Annotated in this window: 23 protein-coding genes and 1 pseudogene; 15 read left to right on the top strand and 9 right to left on the bottom strand. The window is 66.1% G+C overall.

The window, feature by feature from the left end:
* Genes NHH88_30155 through NHH88_30135 form a run of 5 tightly spaced genes read left to right on the top strand, consistent with a single transcriptional unit; the run spans nucleotide 1 to nucleotide 5,171 of the window.
* On the top strand, nucleotides 1–357 hold the full coding sequence (locus NHH88_30155; protein ID USX13861.1) for an STAS domain-containing protein: 357 nt from the start codon (nucleotides 1–3) through the stop codon (nucleotides 355–357).
* Nucleotides 354–821 (top strand): anti-sigma regulatory factor, encoded by a 468-nt coding sequence (locus tag NHH88_30150; protein ID USX13860.1) that lies wholly within the window; start codon nucleotides 354–356, stop codon nucleotides 819–821. Before NHH88_30155 ends, NHH88_30150 begins: the two co-directional genes overlap by 4 nt.
* The gene (locus tag NHH88_30145) at nucleotides 809–1,855 is read left to right on the top strand and encodes an ATP-binding protein (GenBank protein ID USX13859.1); all 1,047 of its coding nucleotides are present in this window, start codon (nucleotides 809–811) and stop codon (nucleotides 1,853–1,855) included. The genes NHH88_30150 and NHH88_30145 overlap by 13 nt, the downstream gene beginning before the upstream one ends.
* Nucleotides 1,855–3,246, top strand: coding sequence for a sensor histidine kinase (locus NHH88_30140; protein USX13858.1), 1,392 nt, complete (start codon nucleotides 1,855–1,857; stop codon nucleotides 3,244–3,246). Before NHH88_30145 ends, NHH88_30140 begins: the two co-directional genes overlap by 1 nt.
* An 11-nt stretch (nucleotides 3,247–3,257) precedes the next feature.
* Nucleotides 3,258–5,171, top strand: a complete 1,914-nt coding sequence (locus tag NHH88_30135; GenBank protein ID USX13857.1) for a response regulator — start codon at nucleotides 3,258–3,260, stop codon at nucleotides 5,169–5,171.
* On the opposite strand, the gene msbA is transcribed toward NHH88_30135, so the two are convergent.
* Nucleotides 5,168–7,006 carry a lipid A export permease/ATP-binding protein MsbA gene (gene msbA / locus NHH88_30130; GenBank protein ID USX13856.1) on the bottom strand — a complete coding sequence of 613 codons (1,839 nt, stop codon included), beginning with the start codon at nucleotides 7,004–7,006 and terminating at the stop codon, nucleotides 5,168–5,170. The two genes, NHH88_30135 and msbA, sit on opposite strands and share 4 nt — an antisense overlap.
* Nucleotides 7,007–7,195: 189 nt before the next feature.
* On the opposite strand from msbA, the gene NHH88_30125 reads away from it, so the two are divergent.
* From NHH88_30125 to NHH88_30085, 9 genes are all read left to right on the top strand, one after another.
* Nucleotides 7,196–8,833 carry an amidohydrolase gene (locus NHH88_30125; GenBank protein ID USX13855.1) on the top strand — a complete coding sequence of 546 codons (1,638 nt, stop codon included), beginning with the start codon at nucleotides 7,196–7,198 and terminating at the stop codon, nucleotides 8,831–8,833.
* Nucleotides 8,834–8,959: 126 nt separating this feature from the next.
* Nucleotides 8,960–10,663: a urocanate hydratase gene (locus tag NHH88_30120; GenBank protein USX13854.1), complete on the top strand. Its 1,704-nt coding sequence runs from the start codon at nucleotides 8,960–8,962 to the stop codon at nucleotides 10,661–10,663.
* A gap of 12 nt (nucleotides 10,664–10,675) precedes the next feature.
* On the top strand, nucleotides 10,676–12,223 hold the full coding sequence (hutH, locus tag NHH88_30115; GenBank protein ID USX13853.1) for a histidine ammonia-lyase: 1,548 nt from the start codon (nucleotides 10,676–10,678) through the stop codon (nucleotides 12,221–12,223).
* Nucleotides 12,224–12,234: 11 nt separating this feature from the next.
* Nucleotides 12,235–13,023, top strand: a complete 789-nt coding sequence (hutG, locus tag NHH88_30110) for an N-formylglutamate deformylase (GenBank protein ID USX13852.1) — start codon at nucleotides 12,235–12,237, stop codon at nucleotides 13,021–13,023.
* Complete coding sequence (locus tag NHH88_30105) at nucleotides 13,020–14,417, top strand: formimidoylglutamate deiminase (protein ID USX13851.1); 1,398 nt, start codon at nucleotides 13,020–13,022, stop codon at nucleotides 14,415–14,417. The genes hutG and NHH88_30105 overlap by 4 nt, the downstream gene beginning before the upstream one ends.
* Complete coding sequence (locus NHH88_30100) at nucleotides 14,414–14,989, top strand: HutD family protein (protein USX13850.1); 576 nt, start codon at nucleotides 14,414–14,416, stop codon at nucleotides 14,987–14,989. Before NHH88_30105 ends, NHH88_30100 begins: the two co-directional genes overlap by 4 nt.
* Before the next feature lie 25 nt (nucleotides 14,990–15,014).
* Entirely contained in the window at nucleotides 15,015–16,244 is a 1,230-nt protein-coding gene (gene hutI / locus NHH88_30095) for an imidazolonepropionase (GenBank protein ID USX13849.1), read from the top strand.
* Nucleotides 16,245–16,419: 175 nt separating this feature from the next.
* Complete coding sequence (locus NHH88_30090) at nucleotides 16,420–19,110, top strand: zinc-dependent metalloprotease (protein ID USX13848.1); 2,691 nt, start codon at nucleotides 16,420–16,422, stop codon at nucleotides 19,108–19,110.
* Between the two features lie 11 nt (nucleotides 19,111–19,121).
* Entirely contained in the window at nucleotides 19,122–20,645 is a 1,524-nt protein-coding gene (locus NHH88_30085; protein ID USX13847.1) for an ABC transporter permease subunit, read from the top strand.
* Nucleotides 20,646–20,854: 209 nt separating this feature from the next.
* On the opposite strand, the gene NHH88_30080 is transcribed toward NHH88_30085, so the two are convergent.
* The 3 genes from NHH88_30080 to NHH88_30070 all read right to left on the bottom strand — a co-directional run bounded on the left by NHH88_30080 (nucleotide 20,855) and on the right by NHH88_30070 (nucleotide 22,783).
* A complete protein-coding gene (locus NHH88_30080; GenBank protein ID USX13846.1) occupies nucleotides 20,855–21,346 on the bottom strand; it encodes a GNAT family N-acetyltransferase in 492 nt (163 codons plus the stop codon).
* Entirely contained in the window at nucleotides 21,346–22,266 is a 921-nt protein-coding gene (locus NHH88_30075; protein USX13845.1) for an EamA family transporter, read from the bottom strand. The genes NHH88_30080 and NHH88_30075 overlap by 1 nt, the downstream gene beginning before the upstream one ends.
* A 79-nt stretch (nucleotides 22,267–22,345) precedes the next feature.
* Entirely contained in the window at nucleotides 22,346–22,783 is a 438-nt protein-coding gene (locus NHH88_30070) for a DUF962 domain-containing protein (GenBank protein ID USX13844.1), read from the bottom strand.
* Between the two features lie 129 nt (nucleotides 22,784–22,912).
* Between NHH88_30070 and NHH88_30065 the strand changes: the two genes are divergently transcribed.
* The gene (locus NHH88_30065) at nucleotides 22,913–23,413 is read left to right on the top strand and encodes a DNA-deoxyinosine glycosylase (GenBank protein ID USX13843.1); all 501 of its coding nucleotides are present in this window, start codon (nucleotides 22,913–22,915) and stop codon (nucleotides 23,411–23,413) included.
* 13 nt (nucleotides 23,414–23,426) lie between these two features.
* On the opposite strand, the pseudogene NHH88_30060 reads toward NHH88_30065, so the two are convergent.
* From NHH88_30060 to NHH88_30040, 5 genes and pseudogenes are all read right to left on the bottom strand, one after another.
* A pseudogene (locus NHH88_30060) lies at nucleotides 23,427–23,775 on the bottom strand (transcriptional regulator).
* A 54-nt stretch (nucleotides 23,776–23,829) separates the two neighbouring features.
* Nucleotides 23,830–24,225, bottom strand: a complete 396-nt coding sequence (locus NHH88_30055) for a PIN domain nuclease (protein USX13842.1) — start codon at nucleotides 24,223–24,225, stop codon at nucleotides 23,830–23,832.
* Nucleotides 24,222–24,383, bottom strand: a complete 162-nt coding sequence (locus tag NHH88_30050; GenBank protein USX13841.1) for a type II toxin-antitoxin system VapB family antitoxin — start codon at nucleotides 24,381–24,383, stop codon at nucleotides 24,222–24,224. Before NHH88_30050 ends, NHH88_30055 begins: the two co-directional genes overlap by 4 nt.
* A gap of 172 nt (nucleotides 24,384–24,555) precedes the next feature.
* Entirely contained in the window at nucleotides 24,556–25,635 is a 1,080-nt protein-coding gene (locus NHH88_30045) for an SRPBCC domain-containing protein (protein USX13840.1), read from the bottom strand.
* On the bottom strand, nucleotides 25,632–25,988 hold the full coding sequence (locus tag NHH88_30040) for a metalloregulator ArsR/SmtB family transcription factor (protein ID USX13839.1): 357 nt from the start codon (nucleotides 25,986–25,988) through the stop codon (nucleotides 25,632–25,634). Before NHH88_30040 ends, NHH88_30045 begins: the two co-directional genes overlap by 4 nt.
* Between the last annotated feature and the right edge of the window lie 71 nt (nucleotides 25,989–26,059).

The following is a 26,059-nucleotide window of genomic DNA, read 5'->3' as shown; positions in this document are numbered from 1 at the left end:
ATGGAACGCATCCCTATTCTGCGCATCGGCGACCTGCTGCTGGTGACGATCCAGGTCGACATGCATGACCGCCTGGCGATGACCCTGCAGGACGACCTGACCGAGCGCATCGTCAAGGATCAGGCCAAGGGTGTGCTGATCGATATCTCGGCGCTCGACCTGGTCGACTCCTTCATCGGCCGCATGATCAGCAACACGGCGGCGATGGCGCGCGTGCTCGACGCCCAGACCGTGCTGGTGGGCATGCAGCCGGCCGTCGCCATCACCCTGGTCGAGCTGGGACTGACCCTGCCGGGCGTGAAAACCGCGCTCAATGTCGAAAAAGGCATGGCCCTGCTCGGCAAGAGTTATCAATGAACGGTGCGTCGTCAGCGGACCCGGTCCGCTTCGCCTCGCCGCTGCTGGAAGCGGACCGCATGGTGCGCGCCAGCCAAACGTTGCCGTTGCGCACCGACGAGCATGTCGTGGCCGTGCGCCGGGTGGTGCGCGAGCACGCGCTGGCGCTCAAACTGAGCCTGGTCGAGCAGACCAAGCTGGTGACGGCCGCCAGCGAACTGGCGCGCAATACCATTAAATATGGCGGCGGCGGCATGGTTGTCGCGCAGGACCTGACGGATGGCGTGCGCCATGGCCTGCGGCTGGTGTTCGCCGACGACGGCCCAGGCATCGCCGACATCGCGCAGGCGCTGCGCGACGGTTACACCAGCGGCGGCGGCCTGGGCCTCGGCCTGGGCGGCGCCAAAAGACTTGTTGACGAATTCGACATCGATTCACGCAGTGGAGAGGGCACCGCCGTGGCGGTCGTCAAATGGAAAAAATAGCCAGTTCGTTCGACGGCCAGCAGTGGTTTTCAATTGTTCATCCGAGTGATATCGCCAGCGCCCGCCGTTGCGGCCAGCGCATGGCGCAGGACGCCGGCTTCGACGATGTGCGAAGCGGCCAGGTCGCCATCGTCATCAGCGAGGCCGCCACCAACATCCTCAAGCACGCCGGCGAGGGGCGCATTGCGCTGTTGCCGGTGTTTAGCGGCGACAGCGCCGGCGTCGAGATTCTGGCGCTCGACAAGGGCCCCGGCATCGCCAACCTGGGGCAGGCGCTGCGCGACGGCGTCTCCAGCGCCGGCACCGCCGGCACCGGCCTGGGGGCGATGCGCCGCCTGGCCGACGAATTCGACGTTTACGCCGTGCCCGGCAAGGGTGCGGTGTTCTGCATGCGGCTGTGGCCGCGCACCGGCGCGGGGGCGCCATCGCCGGCGCCAGCGCCGTCCCCTTCCTTGTCGGGCGCGGTTTGCCTGCCGCTGGCCGGCGAGACCGAGAGCGGCGACGCCTGGCTGGTGGCGCGCCAGCGGCACGCCATCGCGTTGATGGTGGTCGACGGCCTGGGACACGGACCGGAAGCGGCCAAGGCCGGCCGCGCCGCCGTCGACGCGATGGCGCTGCAGCCGGGCATGCGTCCGGCGCAACAGATCGAGGTATGCCACGCGGCGCTGCGGCCCACGCGCGGCGCGGCGCAGGCGATCGCGCTGCTGGACCTGGAGGCGCGCCAGCTGTCCTTCGCCGGCGTCGGCAACATCGGCGCTTGTGTGATCGACGGCGAGGAACGCCGCCAGATGATGTCGCACAACGGCATCGTCGGCCACAATATTCGTAAGGTGCAGGAGTTCGTGCTGCCATGCCCGCCCGGCGCGCTGGTGATCCTCGCCAGCGACGGCATCGCCACGCAGTGGGACCTGGCGCAGTACCCGGGCCTGGCAGCGTGCGATCCGGCGATCATTGCGGCGGTGCTGCTGCGCGACCACGCGCGCGTGCGCGACGACGCCTGCGTGTTGGTGCAACGCTGTCCTGGAGAACGTTGATGTCGCTTACCCGCATTCTGCAAGTTGGCATCGATAGCGAGCCTGACGTGGTGCTGGTGCGCCAGCGCGCGCGCCAGATCTCCGGCCTGCTCGGCTTCGGCGTGCAGGACCAGGTGCGGGTGGCGACGGCGGTCTCCGAGGTGGCGCGCTGCGCCTACGGCCGGCTGTCGGGCGGGCGCGGGCAGTTCGCGCTCGACCAGCGCGGCCTGGTGGCGCAATTGACGGTGTCGATCCGGGCCGAGGCGCGGCCGGTGTCGGCGCAGGGTTCGCTGTCGGCCTTCACGCCGCCCGTGGCGGCGGCAGGCGTCGAGATGGAATCGGCGGCGGCGCAGTTCGACAACGCCATCCTCACCGCCCGGCGGCTGATGGACGACTGCGAGGTCGAACACGCGGCCGGCGGCGGCCTGACGGTGGTCATGCGCAAGGATCTGCCGGCCGGCCAGCGCATCGACGCCGCCGGCCTGGCGCGGGTCGGCGCCGAGCTGGCGGCCAGCCCGGTGCAGAACACGTATTCGGAAATGCAGCAGCAAAACCGCGAGCTGGGCGCCGCCCTGGCCGAGCTGCGCGAGCGCCAGGACGACCTGTTGTCGCTCACGCGCGAGCTGGAGGACACCAACCGCGGCGTGGTGGCGCTGTACGCCGAGATCGAGGAAAAGGCCGAGCGCCTGCGCAAGGCCGACGAGATGAAATCGCGCTTCCTGTCCAACACCAGTCACGAACTGCGCACGCCATTGAGCTCGATCCGCGCGCTGGCCAAGCTGCTGCTCGACCGCATGGACGGCGAGCTGACCCCGGAGCAGGAGCGCCAGGTCGGCTACATCGCCAGCGCCGCCTTCGACCTGTCGGAGCTGGTCAACGACCTGCTGGACCTGGCCAAGATCGAAGCGGGCAAGGTGGAGCTGACGATCGCGCCGATCGACATCGAGAACCTCTTCAGCACCCTCAAGGGCATGCTGCGGCCGCTGACGCGCAATCCCGACGTCGAGCTGGTGTTCGTCGCGCCGGCGGCGCCTTGCCGGCTGCTGTCGGACGAGCCCAAGGTGGCGCAGATCCTGCGCAACTTCATCTCCAACGCGCTCAAGTTCACCCAGGCCGGCCAGGTGGAGGTGGCGCTGCTCGACGATGGCGGCGACCAGCTCACCTTCACCGTCAGCGACACCGGCATCGGCATCGAGGCCGACAACCTGCAACTGATTTTCGAGGAATTCAGCCAGATCGCCCATCCGCTGCAGGCCGGCGCCAAGGGCACGGGCCTGGGGTTGCCGCTGTGCCGCCAGTTGGCGCAGCTGCTGGGCGGTTCGGTGGACGTGGCCAGTGTGATCGGCGCCGGTTCGACCTTTTCGCTGCATTTGCCGCGCCGGCCCGAAGGCGTCATCGACAGCGCGCCATGAAAGACAACGCCATGAACCATGACAGCATATTGATCCTCAATGTCGACGACAATGACGGCGCGCGCTATGTCAAGACGCGCATCCTGCACGGCGCCGGCTTCAAGGTGGTGGAGGCGGCCAACGGCACTGACGGACTGGCGCTGACGCGCCAGATGTTGCCGGCGCTGGTGCTGCTGGACGTTAAACTGCCCGACATCAATGGCATCGAGGTGTGCCGCCGGATCAAGGACGATCCGCTGACGGCCGGCGTGCTGGTGCTGCAAACGTCGGCCGCGCTGACGGGGCGCGACGACAAGATCCGTGGCCTGGAGGGCGGCGCCGACAACTACCTGGCGGCGCCGATCGAGGCCGACGAACTGGTGGCCAATGTCAACGCGCTGCTGCGCCTGCAGCGCACGCAGACGGAGCTGCGCAACAGCGAGGAGCGCTTCCGCCAACTGACCGAGAACATCGAGGACGTGTTCTGGATGTTCGACCTGCAAAGCCGCGACCTGCTGTATGTGAACAACGCCTACGATACCTTCTGGGGCCGGGCGGCGGCGCAGCTGCAGCAAAACACCGGCGACTGGCTCAACGCCCTCCACGCCGACGACCGCATCGCCGTCGCCGCCCGCTGGGAAGCGGCGCAGCACGGCGAGCATTACGACGAGGAGTACCGCCTGCTGCTGGCCGACGGCACCTTGCGCTGGGTGCGCGACCGCGCCTTCCAGGTGCGCGACGCCGGCCACACGCCTTACCGCATCGCCCGCATCAGCAGCGACATTACGCAGCGTAAAACCATGGAAGGCCTGCTGCGCGCGGCCGACGACAACAAGAACGACTTCCTGGCGACCCTGGCGCACGAGCTGCGCAACCCATTGAGCCCGATCCGCAACGCGGTCGCGCTGATGGGCGTGGCGGACGCCAGCCAGGTGGAGGTGCACCGCAAGGCGCGCCAGGTGATCATGCGCCAAGTGGGCCATCTGGCGCGGCTGGTGGACGACCTGCTCGACGTGGCCCGCATCTCCGAGGGCAAGCTGGCGCTGAAGCTGGAGGACCTGGAGCTGCAAACGGTGCTGGAACCGGCGCTGGAGACGGCCCGGCCGTTGATGGAATCGCGCGGCCACACCTTGACCGTCGCCGTTCCGCCGCAGCCGATTCGCCTGCACGGCGACCCGGTGCGGCTGGCGCAGGCAGTCGGCAACCTGCTGCACAACGCGGCCAAGTTCACCGTCGTTGGCGGCGAGATCCGGCTGGAGGTGACGTTGCCGGCGCCGGACCGCGTGCGCATCGCGGTGCGCGACAACGGCATCGGCATCTCGACCGAAAACCTGCCGCGCATCTTCGACATGTTTGCGCAGGGCGCGTCGACGCACGACCGCGCGCACGACGGCCTGGGCATCGGCCTGTCGCTGGTGTCGAAGATGGTGCAAATGCATGGCGGGACGGTGTACGCCGAAAGCGCCGGCACGGACCAGGGCAGCAGCTTCGTCATCGAGCTGCCGGTGCTGGTGGCGCCCGGCGCCGCCCAGGCCGGGGCATCCTTCTCGGCAGGCGCGGGTTTGCCCACGCCGGCGTCGGCCAAAGGCCTGAACCGGCTGCTGGTGGTCGACGACAACGTCGACTCGGGTGAGGTGTTGAGCGATTTGCTTCAGGTGCTGGGTTACGAGGTGCGGCTGGCGCACGACGCGGCGACGGCGTTGGCGAGCGCGCGCGAATTCGCGCCGCACGCGATGATCCTCGACATCGGCATGCCGAACGTCGACGGCTACGCGCTGGCGCGCATGCTGCGCGCCGATTCGGCGCTGTCGCGCATCCGGCTGATCGCGCACACCGGTTTCGGCTCGGCCGAGGACCGCGAAAAGACCGCCGCCGCCGGCTTCGATTTCCACCTGGTCAAACCGGCCGCGCTCGACGAGCTGCAGCAGACGCTGCGCCTGCTTTAAGCGATTTGGACGCTTTTTTGCGTTTGATATAGCCGCGAGTAGATGCCGTTTTGCGCCAGCAGCGCGGCGTGGCTGCCCGCTTCGGCGATGCGGCCGCCGTCGAGCACCACGATGCGGTCGGCGTTCTCGATGGTCGACAGGCGGTGCGCGATGACGACCGTGGTGCGGCCCTTCATCAACACTTCCAGCGCCGACTGCACCAGCCGCTCCGATTCGGTATCGAGCGCGCTGGTGGCCTCGTCGAGGATCAGGATCGGCGCGTTCTTGTACAAGGCGCGGGCGATGGCCAAACGCTGGCGCTGGCCGCCGGACAACCGTAAACCGTTTTCGCCCACCGGCGCCAGGTAGCCGCCCGGCTGGCGCTCGATGAACTCGTGCGCGTGCGCCGCGCGCGCGGCCGCCTCGATGCGCTCCATCGACGGCGCCGGATCGCCGTAGGCGATGTTGGCCGCCAGGGTATCATTGAACAGCACCACGTCCTGGCTCACCAGCGCGATCTGGCTGCGCAGCGACGCCAGCGTGTATTCGCGCAGGTCGACGCCATCGAGCTTGATAGCGCCGGCGCCGACGTCGTAGAAGCGCGGCAGCAGGCCGGCCAGGGTGGTCTTGCCGCTACCGGAGCTGCCCACCAGGGCGACCGTTTCGCCGGCGGCGATGTCCAGCGAGACGTGGTCCAGGGCGGGGCGCGCGTCCGGCGATAGCGGCTGGCCGTCGGCGCCGCGATAGTGGAAGCTGACATCGTCGAGTTGCAGGCGGCCCTCGGCGCGCGCCAGCGTTTTGGTGCCGGTGTCGGCTTCGGTCTCGGTGTCGATCAGGCCGAACACCGATTCGGCGGCGGCCAGGCCGCGCTGCATCGGTTCGTTAATCTTGGTCAGGTTCTTGATCGGCGACTGCATCGCCATCAGCGCCGACATGAAGGCGACGAAGTCGCCCGGCGTGAGCGCGCCGGCCTGGTTGCGGATCAGCGCGAAGTAGATCACCGACGACAGCGTGATCCCGATCAGCAGCATGATGATGCCGGAGTTGAGCGCCGATGTCGCCGCGTGCTTGACGGCCAGCTGGCGGTTGGTCTTGACCACATCGTCGAAGCGGGTCTGCTCGTATTGCTGGCCGCCGAAAATCTTCACCACGCGCTGGCCGCTGATGCTCTCGTCAAGCACATTCGTCAACTCGCCCATGGCCGCCTGCGCGCTTTTGCTCAGGTGGCGCATGCGGCGCCCGGTGAAGGTGACGATGGCCGCCACCAGCGGCAACAGGCCGAGGCAAAACACTGCCAGCTGCCAGTCGACGAGGAACAGCGTGATCAGGTAGCCGATGGTTTGCACCGAGTCGCGCACGGCGACGTTGACGACGTTGAGGACCGCCTGCGACACCTGGGCGGCGTCGAACGCCACGCGCGAGAGCGTGGTGCCGGTCGAGGACTGGTCGAAATAGCCGTTCGGCAGGCGCATGATGCGGGCGAACATCTGCTCGCGCAGGTTGGCCTGGACCCGGCTGCTGAGCCACGCGGCGCCGTATTCGCCGACGAAGCTGGAGACCATGCGCATCACCGCCAGGCCGAGGATGACGGCCGGGATGGTCCACAGCGCCACGCGCGCCGGGTCGCTCGGCAGCAGGGGAGCGAGCAGCTCGCGCACCCAGGCCAGGATGCCCGTCGCGGGGGCGCCGGTCGCGTTTTCGGCCGGCGCCAGCGCGTCGATCACGTTCTTCAGCTGGTTAATCAGCAGCACGTCGGTGGCCGCGGCCACGCCGACCGCGAACAGGGTGACGGCGACGATCCCGGCGTAGGGGCGGAACTGGTTGAGCAGGCGGATATAGAGTAGGCGGCTGGACACGTGTGGCGTTCTGAGAGCGGCGAATCCGCCATTGTACCCCTCCCGCCCGGGCGCCCGGGTGTAAAACCCCGACACCCAAGGCGAGTTCGATTGACCACGGCGCAAACTTGGTTACACTCTGATCTTGCTTCCGAATGGAGAGATTTGATGCGTACCGCCCCTTTGCAACGTTCCCCGCTGGCAGCGGCAATGACTTTTGCCCTGTCCACCATCCTGGCGCCGGCCCACGCCGACACCATCATCGACCACGCCAACGGCTACACGCTGACGGCGGCGGGCACCTTGCAGCGCTTCACGTCGCTGGGGTTCGACGATCTGGGACGGGTGATCGCGGTGGGCAGCGAAAAGGACACGGCGGCCAAGCTGCCGGACGCGCAGCACATCGACGCCCAGGGCAAAACCCTGCTGCCTGGGCTGATCGACGCCCACGGCCACGTGTTCGAGCTGGGCGAGATCGCCTCCGGGGTCGACCTGTTCAGCGCGACGTCGCTGGGCGGCGCGGTGCGCGCGGTGGCGGAATTCAGCCGCAGCCACCCGAAGAACGCCTGGATCGTCGGCTACGGCTGGAACCAGGAGGTGTGGAAGCTGGGCCGCTTCCCGACCGCCGCCGAATTGGACGCCGTGGTCAACGACCGGCCGGTGCTGCTGCACCGGGTCGACGCCCACGCCAGCTGGGTCAACACCAAGGCGCTGGAAATGGCTGGCATCAACAAGGACACGCCCGATCCGGCCGGCGGCAAGATCGAGCGCGACGCCAACGGCAAGCCGACCGGGGTGCTGGTCGACAGCGCCATGGAGCTGGTGAACAAGGTTGTGCCGCTGCCAACACCCGCGCAGGCGCGCGGCACACTGGACAACGCGCTGGCGGCGCTGGCCAAGGTGGGCCTGACGAGCGTGCACGACGCCGGCATCAAGGTGGCGCAGGACGATTTGTATCGCGACTACGCGGACCACGGCAAGCTGACCGCGCGGGTGTACGCGATGATCGGCGACACCGCCGGCGACTTCGACGAGCTGTCCAGGGAAGGCCCGCTCAAGTCCTACGCCAACGACGTCTACGCGCTGGCGGCCGTCAAACTGTATTCGGACGGCGCCCTGGGCAGCCGTGGCGCGGCCTTGATGTCGCCCTATAGCGATATGCCGTCGACCAAGGGCCTGCTGTTCTACCCCAACGACGAGATGCTGTCCAAGATGAACAAGGCGATGCGGGCCGGCTATCAGGTCAATATCCACGCCATCGGCGACGCCGGCAACCGCCAGATCCTCGACGCCTACGCGCAACTGATCCCCCAATATAAAAACGCGCAACTGCGCCACCGCATCGAGCACGCGCAGGTGGTGGCGCTGGAGGACATCCCGCGCTTCAAGCCGCTGGGAGTGATCCCGTCGATGCAGCCGACGCACGCGACGTCGGACCAGAACATGGCCGAACACCGGGTCGGCCCGCAGCGCATCAAGGGCGCCTACGCCTGGCGCACCTTCCTCGACCAGGGTTCGAAGATCGCCTGCGGGTCCGACTTCCCGGTGGAGTCGCCCAATCCGTTCGAGGGCTTGCACGCCGCCGTCACGCGCCAGAACAACGCCGGCGTGCCGGCCGGCGGCTGGTACAAGAACCAGGCGATGACGATGAACGAGGCATTTCGCTGCTTCACGCTGGACGCGGCCTACGCGGCCAACCAGGAAAACGTCATCGGTTCCCTGGAGCCGGGCAAGTGGGCCGATTTCATCCTGATCGACCGCGACGTGTTCAAGGTGGCGCCCGAGCAGATCGGCAAGACCGTTGTGCTGCAGACCTGGATGGGCGGTAAGCGCGTGTACAAAAAGTAGTAGCGACGGCCAACCCGGTGACCCGGGGTCGTACCCCGTACAGGGTACGACCCCAGCCGTTGGGTTAGGGGTTGACTTGGTTGTCTATACAACTTATCCTTGTGGGCATCATCCACAGGAGGCCCCATGACCAGCCATTTAGACAGCGATCCACGATTCGACGGCAGCCGCGAGATCCGCGCGCCCCGTGGCCCGGAACTGACTTGCAAGAACTGGGGCGCCGAGGCGGCCTACCGCATGATCCAGAATAATCTGGACAAGGAAGTGGCGGAAAATCCCAAGCATCTGGTGGTCTATGGCGGCATCGGCCGCGCCGCCCGCAACTGGGAGTGCTACGACCAGATCCTGGCCTCGCTGCGCGAGCTGGAAGACAATCAAACCCTGTTGATCCAGTCCGGCAAGCCGGTCGGCGTGTTCCAGACCCACGAGGACGCGCCGCGCGTGCTGATCGCCAATTCGAACCTTGTGCCGAAGTGGGCCAACTGGGAGCACTTCAATGAACTGGACCGCAAAGGCCTGTTCATGTACGGGCAGATGACCGCCGGCAGCTGGATCTACATCGGCACCCAGGGCATCGTGCAGGGCACCTACGAGACCTTCGCCGAGGCGGGCCGCCAGCATTTCGGCGGCGACCTCAAAGGCCGCTGGGTGCTGACGGCGGGCCTGGGCGGCATGGGCGGCGCGCAGCCGCTGGCCGCGACCATGGCCGGCGCGGTCTCGCTGACCATCGAGTGCCAGCAAAGCAGCATCGACTTTCGCCTGCGCACCCGTTACCTGGACAAGCAGGCCGCCAGCATCGACGAGGCGCTGGAGATGATCAAACTGCACAAGGCCAATGGCGACGCGATCTCCATCGGCCTGCTGGGCAACGCCGCCGACGTGCTGCCGGAGCTGGTGCGACGCGCCAAGGCCGGCGGCGTGGTGCCGGACATGGTCACCGACCAGACCTCCGCGCATGACCTGATCAACGGCTACCTGCCGCAAGGCTGGAGCGTGGAAGAATGGAAGGCCGCGCAGCACGACGAGGCGCGCCACGCAGCGCTGAAGGATGCCGCCACCGCCTCGTGCGCGGTACACGTGCGGGCGATGCTGGACTTCCAGGCGCTGGGCGCCAAGGTGGTCGACTACGGCAACAACATCCGCCAGGTGGCATTCGACCATGGCGTGCAAAACGCCTTCGACTTCCCGGGCTTCGTGCCGGCTTACATCCGTCCTCAATTCTGCGAGGGTCGTGGCCCGTTCCGCTGGGTGGCGCTGTCCGGCGATCCGGAGGATATCTACAAGACCGACGCCAAGATCAAGGAGCTGTTCCCGCACCACGCGCAGGTGCACCGCTGGCTGGACATGGCGCGCGAGCGCATCGCCTTCCAGGGCCTGCCGGCGCGCATCTGCTGGCTGGGACTGGGCGAGCGTCACATCGCCGGCCTGGCCTTCAACGAAATGGTGCGCAACGGCGAGCTGAAAGCGCCGGTCGTCATCGGCCGCGACCACCTGGACACCGGTTCGGTCGCCAGCCCTAACCGCGAGACCGAGAGCATGAAGGACGGCACCGACGCCGTGTCCGACTGGCCGCTGTTGAACGCCTTGCTGAATACCGCCGGCGGCGCGACGTGGGTGTCGCTGCACCACGGCGGCGGGGTTGGTATGGGCTATTCGCAGCACTCCGGGGTGGTGATCGTTGCCGACGGCACCGATGCCGCCGCGCGCCGCCTGGCGCGGGTGCTGGTCAACGACAGCGGCACCGGCGTGATGCGCCATGCCGACGCGGGATACGAGACCGCGGTCACCTGCGCCAAGCGCAATGGCCTGAACCTCCCTATGATCAAATAATTCAGAGTACCTATGAACACTAACGCATTGACCCTCAAGCCCGGCGCGATGACGCTGTCCGAACTGCGCGCCGTATGGACCGCCGCCGCTCCGTTGTCGCTGGCCGCCGAAGCCTGGCCGGTGATCGAGGCGTCCGCCGCCGCCGTGCGCGCCATCGTCGCCAAGGGCGACGCCGCCTACGGCATCAACACCGGTTTCGGCCTGCTGGCCAAGACCCGCATCCCGGACGACAAGCTGGAACAACTGCAACGCAACCTGATCCTGTCGCATTCGGTCGGCACCGGCGAGCTGCTGTCGGACGCCGTCTGCCGCCTGATCATGCTGATGAAGATCGGCAGCCTGGCGCGCGGCTACTCCGGCGTGCGCCCGTTGATCGTCGAGACCCTGATCGCGCTGTACAACGCCGGCATCATGCCCGCCATCCCGGCCAAGGGTTCGGTCGGCGCCTCGGGCGACCTGGCGCCGCTGTCGCACATGACCCTGGCCATGCTGGGCGTGGGCGACGTGCGCTTCAACGGCAAGATCACGCCGGCCGCCGACGCCCTCAAGGCCGCCGGCATCGCACCGGTGGTGCTGGCCGCGAAGGAGGGCCTGGCGCTAATCAACGGCACCCAGGTCTCGGCCGCGTTGGCGCTGCATGGCTTGTTCATGGCCGAACGCCTGCTGGAGGCGGGCATGGTGTCCGGCGCGCTGTCGCTGGACGCCGCCAAGGGCAGCGATTCGCCGTTCGACGCCCGCGTGCACGAGGTGCGCGGCCAGCCGGGCCAGATCGCCGCCGCGTCGATCTACCGCCGACTGGTGAGCGACAGCGCGATCCGCGCCTCGCACCTGGTCGGCGACGAGCGCGTGCAAGATCCGTATTGCCTGCGCTGCCAGCCGCAAGTCATGGGCGCCTGCTGGGACATCATCGGCAACGCCGCCCGCACGCTGCTGATCGAGGCCAACGCCGTGACCGACAATCCGCTGCTGTTCAAGGACGGCGAGCTGTCGGTGGTGGTCTCGGGCGGTAACTTCCACGCCGAGCCGGTGGCCTTCGCCGCCGACACGCTGGCGCTGGCGATCGCCGAAATCGGCAGCATCTCGGAGCGCCGCATCGCGCTGCTGATCGATGCCACTTTGTCCGGCCTGCCGCCGTTCCTGGTGCGCGAACCGGGCCTGAACTCGGGCTTCATGATCGCCCACGTCACCGCCGCCGCGCTGGCGTCGGAGAACAAGTCGCTGGCCCATCCGGGCAGCGTCGACACCATCCCCACTTCCGCCAACCAGGAGGACCACGTCAGCATGGCGACGTACGCGGCGCGCCGTCTGGACGACATGGCGCAGAATACGGCGGTGATCATCGGTATCGAGCTGCTGGCGGCGGCGCAAGGGATTGATTTCCATCGGCCGCTGACGACCTCTCCGCATCTGGAGCACGTGCATGCGCAATTGCGCCGGAATGTGGCGGTCTACGACCAGGACCGCTTCTTCGCCCCGGATATCGAGGCCGCCAAGGGCATGGTCATGCGCGGCGAGTTGAGCGCGTCGTGCAAGGAGTTGTTTATATCGCTGCATCCATAACCGGGGGCGCCATGGATTATCAGTTCAAAGCAGGTAGCATTCCCTTGCTGGTGTCCATGCCGCACGTGGGCACGGACATTCCCGACGACGTCGCGGCGACGATGACGCCTGCCGCCGTTGACAAGCAGGACACCGACTGGCATCTGGCGCGCCTGTACGATTTCCTTGGCGAGATGGGCGCATCGACCCTGTCGGCGCGGTGGTCGCGCTATGTGATCGATTTGAACCGGCCGCCGGAAAACACCAACCTGTATCCCGGGCAGGACACGACGGGTTTGTGCCCGGTCGATACCTTCCACCGCGAGCCGCTGTATCTGGAGGGCCGGGTGCCGGACCAGGCGGAGGTCGAACGCCGCCTGGGCCTTTACTGGAAACCGTATCACGAGCGGCTGCGCGCGGAGCTGGACCGGTTGCTGGCGCTGCACGGCGCGGTGGCGTTGTGGGACGCGCATTCGATCGCCTCGCACGTGCCGCGTTTCTTCGAGGGCAAGCTGCCCGACCTGAACTTCGGCACCGCCGACGGCGTCACCTGCGCGCCGGGGCTGAGCGAAGCGGTGGTGTCGCGCGCGCTGGCGCAGGAACGCTACAGCGTGGCCGTCAACGGCCGTTTCAAGGGTGGTCATATCACGCGCTTCTACGGCAGGCCGGGTGCGAACGTGCACGCGATCCAGCTGGAGATGTGCCAGTCGACTTATATGGACGAGGAAGCGCCGTACGGTTACCGGACCGACCGCGCCGAGCAGGTGAGGGGGCTGCTGCGCGAGATGACGCAGGCCGCCGCCGACTGGGTGCGCCGATGAGCAAGCTCTTTGCCCTTTTTGCACGCCACGCGCTGCTGCCGGACGGTTGGCGCACCGATGTGCTGATCGAGTGGGACGCGGCGGGCGCCATCACGGCCGTGCGCGCGGGCGCGACTGCCGAGGAGGGCGACGAAGCCGTCGAAACCGTCGAGTATGCGCTGCCGGGCATGATCAACCTGCATTCTCACAGCTTCCAGCGGGCGCTGGGCGGACGCACGGAAAAGGCCGGGCCGCACAAGGCAGGCGGCGCCCAGGACAGCTTCTGGACCTGGCGCGACCTGATGTACCGTTTCGCCCGCAACATCACCCCCGCGCACATCGAGGCCATCGCGGCCCAGCTGTTCTCCGAATGCCTGCGCCACGGCTACACCTCGCTGTGCGAATTCCACTATGTGCAACGGGCGCCGGACGGCGCCATGTACCCGCGCCCGGCCGAAACGGCAGAGCGCGTGATAGCCGCCGCACGGTTGGCCGGAATCGGCGTGACGATGCTGCCGGTGTTGTATAGTTATTCCGGTTTTGGCGAGAGCGCCCTGAAACCCGAACAGCAGCGTTTCAAGACCGACGTCGCCGATGTGCTGCGTGTGATCGAGGCGCTGGAACCGTTGCGCGACGCGCAAACCGAGGTCGGCGTGGCGCCGCATTCGCTGCGCGCGGCGTCGGTGGGACAAATCAACGCGGTGCTGGCGGCATTGCCATCCAGTCGCCCGGTGCACATCCACATCGCCGAGCAGCAGCCGGAGGTGCGGCAGTCGCTGGACTGGAGCGGGCGCCGCCCGGTCGAGTGGCTGCTCGATCACGTCGCCGTCGACGAGCGCTGGTGCCTGGTGCACGCCACCCACTTGACGCGCGGCGAAGTCGATCGCATGGCGGGCAGCGGCGCGGTGGCCGGCCTGTGCCTGACCACCGAGGCGAACCTGGGCGACGGCCTGTTCCCGCTGGAGGATTTCCTGGCGGCGGGCGGTCGCTTCGGCATCGGCAGCGACAGCCACATTTCGCAAAGCCCGGTGGAGGAACTGCGCTGGCTGGAATACGGCCAGCGCCTGCAGCACCAGCGCCGCAATATCGCGGTGTCGGCCACGGAGCGCAATGTCGGCGATTTTCTGTGGCAGGGCGCCTTGCGCGGCGGCGCGCAGGCGGCGGGACGTCCGGTGGGCGCCTTGGCGCCCGGGCTTCGCGCCGATGTGATCGTGCTCGATGACGATCACCCGAATCTGTATGGCTTGGCGCTGGACGAGGTACTCGGCAGTTTCGTCTTCAGCGGCAACGACAATCTGGTCAAGGACGTCATGGTCGGCGGCCAGTGGGTAGTACGCAACCAGCAGCACGTGGCGCAGCGGGCGATCGCTGCGCGCTTCAAGCAGACGATGGCCGAACTGAGGGAGTTCCGATGACCCAGCTGATCCAGTATGCAAGCCTGATGCCCGCGCCGTGGAAGAACGGCGGCGGCAGCACGACCGAAATCGCCGTCTCTCCCCCCGGCGCCGGTTTTGACGATTTCGACTGGCGCGTCAGCCTGGCAACCATCAGCCAGGACGGCCCGTTCTCGGTTTTTCCCGGTATCGACCGCACCCTGGCGCTGGTCGACGGCGACGGCGTGCTGCTCGATTTCGGCGACGAGCGCGTGGTGCTTAGTCCCAGCGAGCCGTTGATCGAGTTCGCCGGCGAGGATGCGGTGCACGCCACCGTCACCGGCGCCAACACCACCGATTTCAATGTGATGACGCGGCGCGGCCGCTGCCGCCACCGGCTGGAAGCGTGCGTGGTGCGCGGCACGCTGGAGCTGAACCGGCGCGCCAGCACCACGCTGGTGTTCCTGGCCGACGGCGAAAGCGTGTCCGTCTGCAGTGCGCGCGAACGCATCGCCATGGTGCGCTACGACATGCTGGTGATCGAATCCGAACAGGTGTGGAGCCTGGAGGCGGCGCAGGCGACCGTGTTCGTGGTCGATATCGTCAATAACTAGAATCAGAAAAATACGAAGGCATGGCATGACCGCGTGGGATGTGTTGTTTACCAATGTGCACCTGGCCACCATGGACGGGGGCTACGGCGAAATCCGCGATGCCGCCATCGCCGTCAAGGACGGCCGCATCGCGTGGCTGGGACCACGGGCCGCGCTGCCCGCCGATGCGCGGGCGGCGGCCACGCATGACGGGGAGGGCTGCTGGCTGACGCCGGGCCTGATCGACTGCCACACCCACATCGTCCACGCCGGCACCCGCAGCGATGAATTCGAGGCGCGCCTGAACGGCGCAACCTACGAGGATATCTCGCGCGCCGGGGGCGGCATCATGTCCACCGTGCGCGCCACCCGCGCCGCGTCGGAAGACGAATTGCTGGCGCAAAGCCTGCCGCGCGTGCGCAGCCTGCTGGCCGAGGGCGTGACCACCATCGAGATCAAGTCCGGCTACGGCCTGACCCTGGAATCGGAGGCTAAGATGCTGCGCGTGGCGCGCCGTATCGGCCGGGACGAGTCGGGCAAATTCCCGGTCGATGTCGCCACCACCTTCCTTGGCGCGCACGCGCTGCCGCCGGAGTTTGCCGGCCGCGCCGACGACTACATCGACGAAGTCCGCAACATGATCGCGCCGCTGGCGCGGGAGGGCCTGATCGACGCGGTCGACGCCTTCTGCGAGCGGATCGGCTTTTCGCACGATCAGACCGAGCGCGTGTTCCAGGCCGCGCAGGCGCATGGCTTGCCGGTCAAGCTGCACGCCGAGCAGCTGTCCGACCAGCGCGGCGCGCAGTTGGTGGCGCGTTACGGCGGTTTGTCGGCAGACCACCTCGAACATTTGACCGACGACGGCATCGCCGCGATGGCCGCCGCCGGCACGGTGGCGGTGCTGCTGCCGGGCGCCTACTACTTCCTGCGCGATACCACGCCGCCGCCGGTGCCCGCCCTGCGCGCTGCCGGCGTGCCGATGGCCGTCGCCACCGACTGCAATCCCGGCACGTCGCCGATGACGTCCCTGCTGCTGGCGATGAACATGGCCTGCACCTTGTGGCGACTGACGCCGCTCGAGGCGCTGGCCGGCTGCACCGCGCACGCGGCGCGCGCGCTGGGCCGGCAGGCGGATATCGGCACGCTGGAACCGGGCAAGCGGGCCGACTTCGCGCTGTGGCGCATCGCCCGCCCGGCCGACCTGTCCTACGCCATCGGCATGAATCCCTGCGCGGGCGTGGTCAACGCCGGCGTCTGGCGTTCGCCCCACGGCTGAAAACCCGGCCGGCCCTTAGCGATACACATGCGTCACCACTTAGGGGTCGTACCCCGAGGGGTACGACCCCGCACGGCCGTGCGGGTTACAGAGGTCGTGCTGATCAAAAAAATCGTTCCGTTACCGGGGCTTTCGGTTACATTATCCCGATCCCACAACCTGTAACAGGAACACCATGTTTGCCTTGAAATCCCTGCGCGTCGCCGTTTTTCTGTCATTGGGCGTGCAAGCGCTGGCGTTCGCACAGGATCCGGTGCCGCCGACGCCTCCCGCGCCACCGGCGCCATCGCCATCGACCGAGGTGCCGGTGGTCGCCACCACGCCGCTGCAACCGGCCGCCGCGCCCGCGCCGGCCGTGGCGCCGGCCGCCGCCACCCGGCCTTTCGCGGAACTGGTGCGCGGCGCCAAACAGCACCCCGGCTTCTTCAACCTGTATCAAAAAGAAGAAAAGGTCTGGATCGAGCTGCGGCCCGACCAGTTCGACCGTCCGCTGTTCATGTCCGTGAACATGCCCAACGGGCTGGGGGAGCGCGGCGTGTACGGCAGCCAGATGGGCTTCAGCCGCGTGGTGACGTTCCACCGCATCGGCAACCTGGTGCAAATGATCGCCAAGAACACGCAGTTCAAGGCCATCGGCGGCACGCCCGAGGCGAAGGTGGTGGCGCAAGGATTCTCGGACAGCCTGGTGGCGATCGCGCCGGTGTCGAGTGGCCCCAATGCCAAGAACCAGTCGGTGCTGATCGACGCCAACATCCTGCTGTTCGGCGACATTCCCGGCTTTTCGACCCGGCTGGAATCGGCCTTCCGCCTGCCGTACGCAATGGATGCGCGCAACAGCAGTTTCACGTCGGTGCGCAGCGACGAGACGATGACCGGGTTCCAGGTCAACGCGCATTACGCGGTGCCGCGCATACCGGCCCCGCCGCTGGTCATGCCCGCCATTCCGACGGCGATCGCCAGTCCACCGACCACGCTGCCGGACCCGCGCAGCATGTTCCTGGGCTTCTATTACACGTTCATGCCGCTGCCGGCGGAACCGATGGCGAGCCGCCGCGCGGATGACCGCGTGGGCCATTTCGTCACCACCAACCAGGACTTCTCGGACGACGTTACGCCGACGACGGCCGTGCACATGGTGTCGCGCTGGCGTCTTGAGAAGAAGGATCCGGCACAGGCGTTGTCGGAGCCGAAGCAGCCCATTGTCTACTGGATGGATGCGAACATCCCGGACAAGTACCGCGAGTCGGTGCGCCAGGGCATACTGGCCTGGAACGCCGCGTTCGAGCGGATCGGTTTCAAGAATGCGGTGGTGGTCAAGCAGCAGACCTCCGCCGACCATTTCGACACGATGGATGCGCGCCACGCGTCGGTGCGCTGGTTCGTCGGCAGCGACGTCGGTTTCGCCATCGGACCGCGCCAGGTTGATCCGCGCACCGGCGAGATACTCGACGCCGATATCGGCATGTCCGACGGTTTTTCGCGCACCGTGCGGCGCGTGGTGAGCGAGGACGGAATGGACCGGACGGCGGCTTTCATGCCCCATGCTGACGGCGCGGAGCATGAAGACCGCTGCGACTATATGCTGCAATCCGGGGACGAGATGGGCTTTGCCATGGGCCTGCTGGAGGCGCGCGGCGAGCTGGAAATGGGCAGCCCCGAGGCCGACGCCGTGGCGCAGGCGTATGTGCGCTCGGTGATCATGCACGAGGTGGGGCACACCCTGGGCCTGCGGCATAACTTCCGCTCGTCGACGATCTACAGCATCAAGCAGTTGCAGGACCCGGTCTTCACGAAGGAGCACGGCATGACCGGTTCGGTGATGGATTACACACCGTTCAACCTGGCGATCAAGGGGGAGAAACAGGGCGAGTATGTGACGTCCGCGCTGGGACCTTACGATTACTGGGCGATCGAGTATGCATACAAGCCGATCGAACCGGCGCAGGAGAAGCAGGAGCTGGCGAGGATCGCCGCCCGTTCGAACGAACCGCTGCTGGCCTTCGGCACCGACCAGGACGCAGGCGGTTTCAATTCCGATCCGGACGTGAACGTGTTCGATCTGGGCAGCGATCCGCTGGCGTATTTCCAGCGCCGGCTGGCGATCTCGCGCGAGTTGTGGGACCGGATACAAAACCGCACGCTCAAACCCGGCGAGAGCTACGAATCGCTGCGCCGCAGCTTCGACTACGGTTTCCAGCAATTTGCGCGCACGATGCCGGTGGTGGTCAAGTACGTGGGTGGCGTCACCTATCTGCGCGACCACGCCGGTACCGGCCGCGCCACCTTCACCCCGGTGCCGCTGCCGCGCCAGCGGGCGGCGCTGACGATGCTGACCAACAGCCTGTTCAGATCCGACAGCTTCAGCTTCACCCCGGCGATGATCAGCCGCCTGGGCGCCGATACCTTCACCATGCGCGGCAAGGCCGACGTGTCGGTGGGCGGCAGGGTGCTGGGTTTGCAGGCGGGCGTGCTCGATCAGCTGATGTCCGACGCCGTCGCCATACGGCTGATCGACTCGCGCGAGAAGCTGGACAATCCCAAACTGGGCCTGGGCCTCGACGAGTTGTACACCAGCGTGCAGGACGCGGTGTGGAGTGAACTCAAGACCGGCAAGGACATCACCGGCATGCGCCGCAATCTTCAGCGCGAGCATCTGAAGCGCGTCGCCACCATGCTGCTGCGCGCCGCGCCGTCGATGCCGGCCGATGCGCGCAGCCTGCAGCGCGAAAACGCGCTGGCGCTGCAGCGCGAGCTGCGCGGCGCGATGGCGCGGCCGGCCAGCCGCGAGGTCAAGGCGCATCTGTCGGAGAGCTACGAGACGCTGAGCCAGGCGCTGAAGGCGCCGATGCTGCGGGTGGGCACCTGATGGGGGGCTGGTTGGGCAGGGCGCTCCTGACGTTTGGACTGTTGATCGGCGGCGCGGCCGCCGCGCAGGATGGCGACACGCTGCATGTCGGCTCCAAGCGATTCACCGAATCCTATATCCTCGGCGAGGTGCTGAGGCAGACGGCCGCGCCGCACGCCAAGGTCGTCCACCTGCAAGGACTGGGCAACACCGCCATCGTGCTGGCGGCCTTGCAGGCGGGCCGCATCGACGTCTATCCGGAATATCTCGGCACCATCGACCTGGAGATACTCAAGCACACCAAGGCCGCGCCGCTGGAGCAGATACGGCGCGAACTGGCGCCGATGGGCTTGGGCGTGGCGGTGCCGCTGGGGTTCAACAACACTTACGCACTGGCGACGCGCGGCGACGCCGAGGGCGTGCGGAAGCTGAGCGATCTTGCCGCGCGCGACAAGCTGCGTTTCGGGCTGTCGCATGAATTCATCGGCCGCGCGGACGGCTGGCCGGGCTTGGCCGCCCGCTACGGTTTGAAGCAGCGGCCGGAGGGCCTGGATCACGGCATCGCCTATGAGGCCTTGATGCAGCGCCAGGTCGATGTCATCGATATCTATTCGACCGACGCCAAGATACGCCAGTACGGACTGCGGGTGCTGGATGACGACCGCGCCTACTTCCCGCGCTACGACGCCGTGCTGCTGTACCGGCTCGACGCGGCGCAGCGCTTTCCCGCCGCATGGAAGGCGATCGGCCAATTGGAGGGGCGCATCAGCGCCGACGACATGATCGCCATGAACGCCGCCGCCGAAATCGACGGCAAGAGCTTCACCAATGTCGCGCGCGACTGGCTGGCGGCGCGCGCCGCCAAGGCCGCTGGAACAGTGGCCGCCCCCGCCGACGCCAAAGCACCGCCCGCCGCGCGCGATGGCCTGCTGGCCAAGATCTTCGACAAAAATCTGTGGCCGCTGACGCGCCAGCACCTGACGCTGGTCTTGTTCGCGGTGGCGATGGCGTGCGTGGTCGGCATTCCGCTGGGTGTGATGGCGGCGGTGTTCCCGCGCCTGCGGCAACTGGTGCTGGGGTTGACGGGCGTGCTGCAAACCGTGCCGTCGCTGGCCCTGCTGGCGCTGCTGATTCCCTTGCTGGGACGCATAGGCACCGTGCCGGCGCTGGTGGCGCTGGTGGTCTACGCGCTGCTGCCGATCGTGCGCAATACCTGCACCGGCCTGCTGCAGGTGTCGGCGGGGCTGCGGATGGCGGCGCTGGCGCTGGGCCTGCGTCCGTCTCAGCGCATGATGCTGGTCGAGCTGCCGCTGGCGCTGCCGGTGATCCTGGCCGGCGTCAAAACGGCGGCGGTGATGAGCGTGGGCACGGCGACCATCGCGGCCTTCATCGGCGCGGGCGGCTACGGCGAGCGCATCACCATCGGCCTGGCGCTGAACGACAATGACATGCTGCTGGCCGGCGCCATTCCGGCGGCCGTGCTGGCGTTGCTGACGCAGGCCGTGTTCGAGCTGCTGGAGCGGCTGGCCGTCCGTTCCCGGTCACAACGGCTTTAATTCCAGCAGACAATCTTTTACTAAAGAAAGCTCATTTTTGTAAAGCAAATGTAAGCAGATTTGAAGACGGGTAAGGGTTTGTAAGGCGGGAGGCGGGGCGCCGGCGGCGCGGCTATAGTGAAGTCGTTGATTCAATCTCCCTCCCACTGACAACGGGTTCCTCCCACGGGCGCTGACGCCGCGTGGGATTTTTTTTGCCCTTTTGTTGTTTATGCTTGCGCCGACAGCTCGGTCAGCGCCTCGCCGGTGACGCGGCAGATGCGCCATTCAGGCATGACGGTGGCGCCCATGCCCTCGTAGAGTTTGATGGCGTTGGTGTTCCAGTCCAGCACCGACCATTCGAAGCGGCCGCAGTCGCGTTCGACCGCCAGGCGCGCCAGCGCCACCAGCATCTGCTTGCCGTATCCCCGGCCACGGCAGGCTTGCTTGACGTACAAATCCTCCAGGTACAGCCCCTTTTTGCACAGGAAGGTGGAGAAGTTGTGGAAGAACAGCGCGAAGGTGACGACCTCGCCGTTGGCCTCGCCGACCAGCGCCTCGCAGCCGGGTTTGTCGCCGAACAGGCTCTCGTGCAGCATGGACTCGTTGGCCACGACCATGTGTTCGAGCTTTTCAAACACCGCCAGCTCGAAGATCATGCCGAAAATGGCGGAGACGTCGGCCGGCTCGGCCGGGCGGATGGTCAGGTCGGAGTTGTTCATCAGGCTGCTTCTACACTTTCTTTTATAACAGGGGAATCGGATTTGAGCGCCCAGGCGACGCTCGACAAACACAATACCATGCCGATCCATTCCAGCGGTCCGGGACGGAAGTGTTCGAGCTGGATCGACAACAGCACCGAGATCACCGGTGTGACGACGGTGATGTAGACGGCCTTGTCCGACCCGATGCGGTGGATCAGCGTGAAATAGGCGGCGAACGCGATGACCGAGCCGAACAGCGACAGGTAGAGCAGGCCGCCCCAGTACTTCGGTTCGCTCGACAGGGTGAACGACTGGCCGGTGACCAGCACCCAAGCGGCGACGATCAGCGTGCCCCACATCATCGACCAGGCCATCGTCAGCAGCACGTTGGACGACTCCACGCGCACCTTGACGACGATCAGGTTGCCGACGGTGCTGGCGACGGTGGCCGTCAGGGCCAGTCCGAGGCCGAGCAGGAAATGGCCTTCGCCGCCGCTCATGATGTCGTGCCAGGCGCCCTGGATCGAGTGGAAGAACAGCAAGGTGACGCCGGCGACGGCGATGATGCCGGCGTTCCAGGTGCGCCAGCTGACCGGCGTGCCGAAGACGATGCGGTTGAGGATGGGGCTCCAGAACACCATCAGCGCGAACAGCACGGCGACCAGGCCCGACACCAGATATTGCTCGGACGAGTAGGTGCAGATGTAACTGAGCGCGAATGTAGCGCCGCCTTGGAGCATCAGCCAGCGCTGGGCGCGCCAGGACAGCATCAATTTGTCGCCGCGCACCGCGCACCAGGCGAACAGCGCGGCGGCGGACAGACCGAAGCGGTAGGCCACCGAGACGGCCGGGGCGACGTCGCCCAGTTGCAAGGTGATGGCGAAGAAAGTGGAGCCCCAGATCAGGCAGGCGATAACGAAGAGCAATGGAGAGGACATCGAACAAGTATAGCTGGCTTATTGACAACTTGCCTAGCGGCCATCTTTTTGGCGATGTCCCGTCGCTGAACGGGGTGCGTCAGTAGGCGAGCCGGAAGCGGCGGTACAGGAAGCCCAGCACGAACAGCGGCCCGATGAGCAGGAAGCGCAGGTCGTCGAAGAACGATGGTTTCTTGCCTTCGATCTTGTGGCCGATGAACTGGCCGATCCACGCCAGCACGAAAATCGCCAGCGACAGCGGCAGCACCGCTTGCGGCGGCAGCGCGGCCAATATGGCGAGCATGACGGCGGCCATCACCAGCATGCCCAGCGCGAAGGGCTTGGACAGGGTGAAGTAGTAGATCAGCGAGGCCACCGTCACCGCCACGGCCGCCAGCGGATGGATGGCCCACACCAGTCCCAGCAAGGTGAACACGATGACCGGTACGCAGATGAAGTGGATCACTTCGTTGGTGGGGTTCAGATGGCTCTCGCTGTACTTGGCGAGCAACAGATCGATGGTGCGCGGTTGCGGCATGGTTGTCTCCTGCAATTGTTTTTATGGCGCGGTCTGGCCGCCGGTAAATTCTACACCCGTTTTTCGCCGGTGAGGCAGAGGCCGCTTCCGCGGGCGCCGCGCCGTGGCGGGCTCCGGTAAAATGCCGGCATGCCCGATGACACCGATTTGATCTCCCCAGCGCTGACCGGCCTCGCGCCCGTGATCGACGCGCGCACGCGCATCCTGGTGCTGGGCAGCTTTCCCGGCGCGGCCTCGCTTGCCGCGCAGCAGTACTACGCGCATCCGCGCAATTTGCTGTGGCCCATCCTGTCGGCGCTGACGGGGGAGCCGCTGGCGCAGTTGCCGTATGCCGAGCGGTTGCCGCGCCTGCTGGCGCATGGCTTCGGGCTGTGGGATGTGCTGGGCGCGTGCGAGCGCGAAGGTAGTCTTGACTCGGCGATCCGCAAGCCGGCGGCGAACGACTTCGCGCGGCTGCGCGAGCTGTGTCCGTTGTTGGAGACGGTCGGCTTTAACGGCCAGACGTCGGGAAAATTTGCGCCGCAGTTCGCGGCCGAGGGATATCGTACTGTGGTGTTGCCGTCGACCTCGCCGGCCCATGCCTCGCTGACGTTGGCGGAAAAACTAGAGCGCTGGAAAGATTTGCTTTAGTCCATTTCAATGCTCACTGAGCGACGATGCGGAACACGGTCGCCTTTGCCACCGGCCGTACTAGATTCCGTTCTCGCCTTAGCTCCACGATGCCATAGTTGGACATGGTCTTGAGCGTGCGCGACAGGTTGCTGGATTTGCGCCCCGTGCTCGGCTAAAGCTGATATGGATTCCGGTTTCGTTTTCAAGATGATATGCAACAGCGCGCGGTTCTCGTCACTGAGGACCTCTGCCAATGATTTCATGGATGTGAACCAGACCTTGGGTTCATTCGGTTTTGGTTTATAGCTGCCACGAGCGATCGCAAGAACACGCTCGCGTATACGCTCTTGCGGCATGATGCCAATCACTATCGGTTTCATCGAGTTTTTATCTCCTGCACACGGTCAGCATCCGCAGAGAATTGGAAAGAGAACTCATGGCAGTGCCGAGCGAAGACCAAGGTGGGCGACGAATGGGTCAAAATCCCTGTCGCTATATAGCAGATGATATTTGTCCTCAATACAGCGAGTGGCAATTACCGTGTCGATGGTTTTGCGCACAGTAGCGCCTAACGATCGCAACGCCCGGTAATTTCTCGCTGCCTGAATCGCTATCCTCTCACCGCCGAGCACAACTATAGTCAATGAAGTCAGCAGCTTCTTTGCTTTGTTGAAATCTCGGTCGGTTCGAAATCCTTGCAACACCTCAGTTAAAATCAGATCGCCAGTTGCGACAGGTTCGCTGCCAAGTAAGTTATCCAGCAGCATGGTTTGAGGCGTAGTCGTGCCCCTGAAAAAATCGATCCACACGCTTGAGTCGACCAAGGTCACTTGTCGATTCGCATGGTGTCGAGGTCGCCTTCCCAAATTAGCTTCCCACGAAATTGTCGTATTTTTTCCTGTTGTTTGAGGCGTAGCAATGTACGCAATCCAAGCTCAACAGCTTCACGTTTGGTTTTCAGACCGGTAAGCCGGAGGGTGTCTTCCATTAGCTTCTCGTCGATGAAAATATTGGTTCTCATGATATGCATAGCCCAAGTTAGATCTACACATGGTAGCCCTGGTAGGGCGGTACCGCAATCGGATTTCATCTACGTCGGCACTAGCCTGCAGCTCCTGCGGGAGCGGAAAAGGTACTGATTTGCTGACTGCCCGCTCTGCCTAATCCGCCGCCGCGAAATGCGCCATCTGGTCCGCATGGGCCTTCACGAACGGTGGGCGGGCGATGGCGCGCGCGACGTAGGCGCCGCAAGCGGGATACGCGGCCAAGCCGTCGAAGCGATCCACCAGGCGCAACACGTCGGCCATCATGATGTCGGCGATGGAGAAGGGGCCGGCAAGCCATTCGCGCCCGGCCAGCACCGTCTCCAGATGCTTGAGGCGGAGGTGGAGGAAGTCGTCCAGAAACTTCCAGCCCGGCGTGTCGCTGGTGTTGCCGGTGAAGTGGAGCAGGCTCCAGGGCAGGCTCGCCATCTCGACCGAATTGAGGCCGGCGAACAGCCACTCCAGCGTCTCCGTGCGGCCGCGCGGATCGGCGGACATCAGCGTGTCGCTGCGCTCGCCCAGATGCAGCAGGATGGCGCCGCTCTCGAAGATCGACAGGTCGCCATCGGTGAGCCACGGTACCTGGCCGAAGGGCTGGTGCGCGAAATGCTCGGCATCGCGGTCGCCGAACGGTACGCCCTGGACGCGGTAGGGCAGACCGGCTTCCTCCAGCGCCCAGCGCACGCGCAGATCCCGCACATAGCCCCTGGGCATTTGGGGAACCCAATCGAAGGTGAAGAGGGTGATCGGCTTGGCGGTGACCAGGTCTTCCAGCAAATCGAACGCCTCCGTCCAGCCCTGCGCGTGGGAGTCGCCGGCCTCGCGGTCGGGCATGCGCTGGTGCGTGAGCACGATCTCGGTGCCGGCGCTGGCGATGTTGAACTCCACCGTCACCAGCGTTTCGGTGTGGTGCGTGGCGTCGGAGATCCAGGTGAACACGAGCTTTTGGTTGCGTTCGATCTGGCGATACACGCCGTGATGACGCAAAGGCTTGCCGGGGTGGTGCATCAGCACTTCGAAGGCGCCGCCCACGCGCGCATCGACGCTGGCCGTGCTGCGCACGGTGGTGCCGGGATGCATCCACTGTGCGAGGCTTTCCGGGTCCAGCCAGGCGTCGAATAGTTCGTCGACGGTGGCGGGGATGGTGCGCTTGACCACGATAGTGCCGGTGCTGCCGTTGTTTTCTGCTGGTGTCATTGTTTGCTCCCGGGTTTGTCCGTGTTGCGTTTCTTGACCACGAAGTCCTCCAGCGCCGCCAGGCGGTTATCCCAGAAGCGGCGGTAGAACTCCATCCATTCGACGGCCTCGGCCATCGGCGCGGCGTTGAGCGACAGCATGTGTTCGCGTCCCCGCACGGTGCGCGTGACCAGTCCCGCGCGCTCGAGGATGCGGATGTGCTTGGAGGTGGAGTTGAGCGAAATCGGGAACGCGCCCGCCAGCTCCGTCACCCGCGCATCGGACTCCGCCAATCGCGCGAGGATCGCGCGCCGGGTGCCGTCGGATACCGCCGCGAACAGCTCGTCAAGCTGTGTGTTTTTATATTCATCCATATGGGTGAATATAGGCTTGGTAAAATTCGGTGTCAAGCGCTTTTACCGGGACGTTTGCGGTCCGACATCTT

Source organism: Oxalobacteraceae bacterium OTU3CAMAD1 (assembly GCA_024123915.1).
Lineage (GTDB): Bacteria > Pseudomonadota > Gammaproteobacteria > Burkholderiales > Burkholderiaceae_D > Rugamonas.
This window is presented reverse-complemented; position numbering and strand designations above follow the sequence as displayed.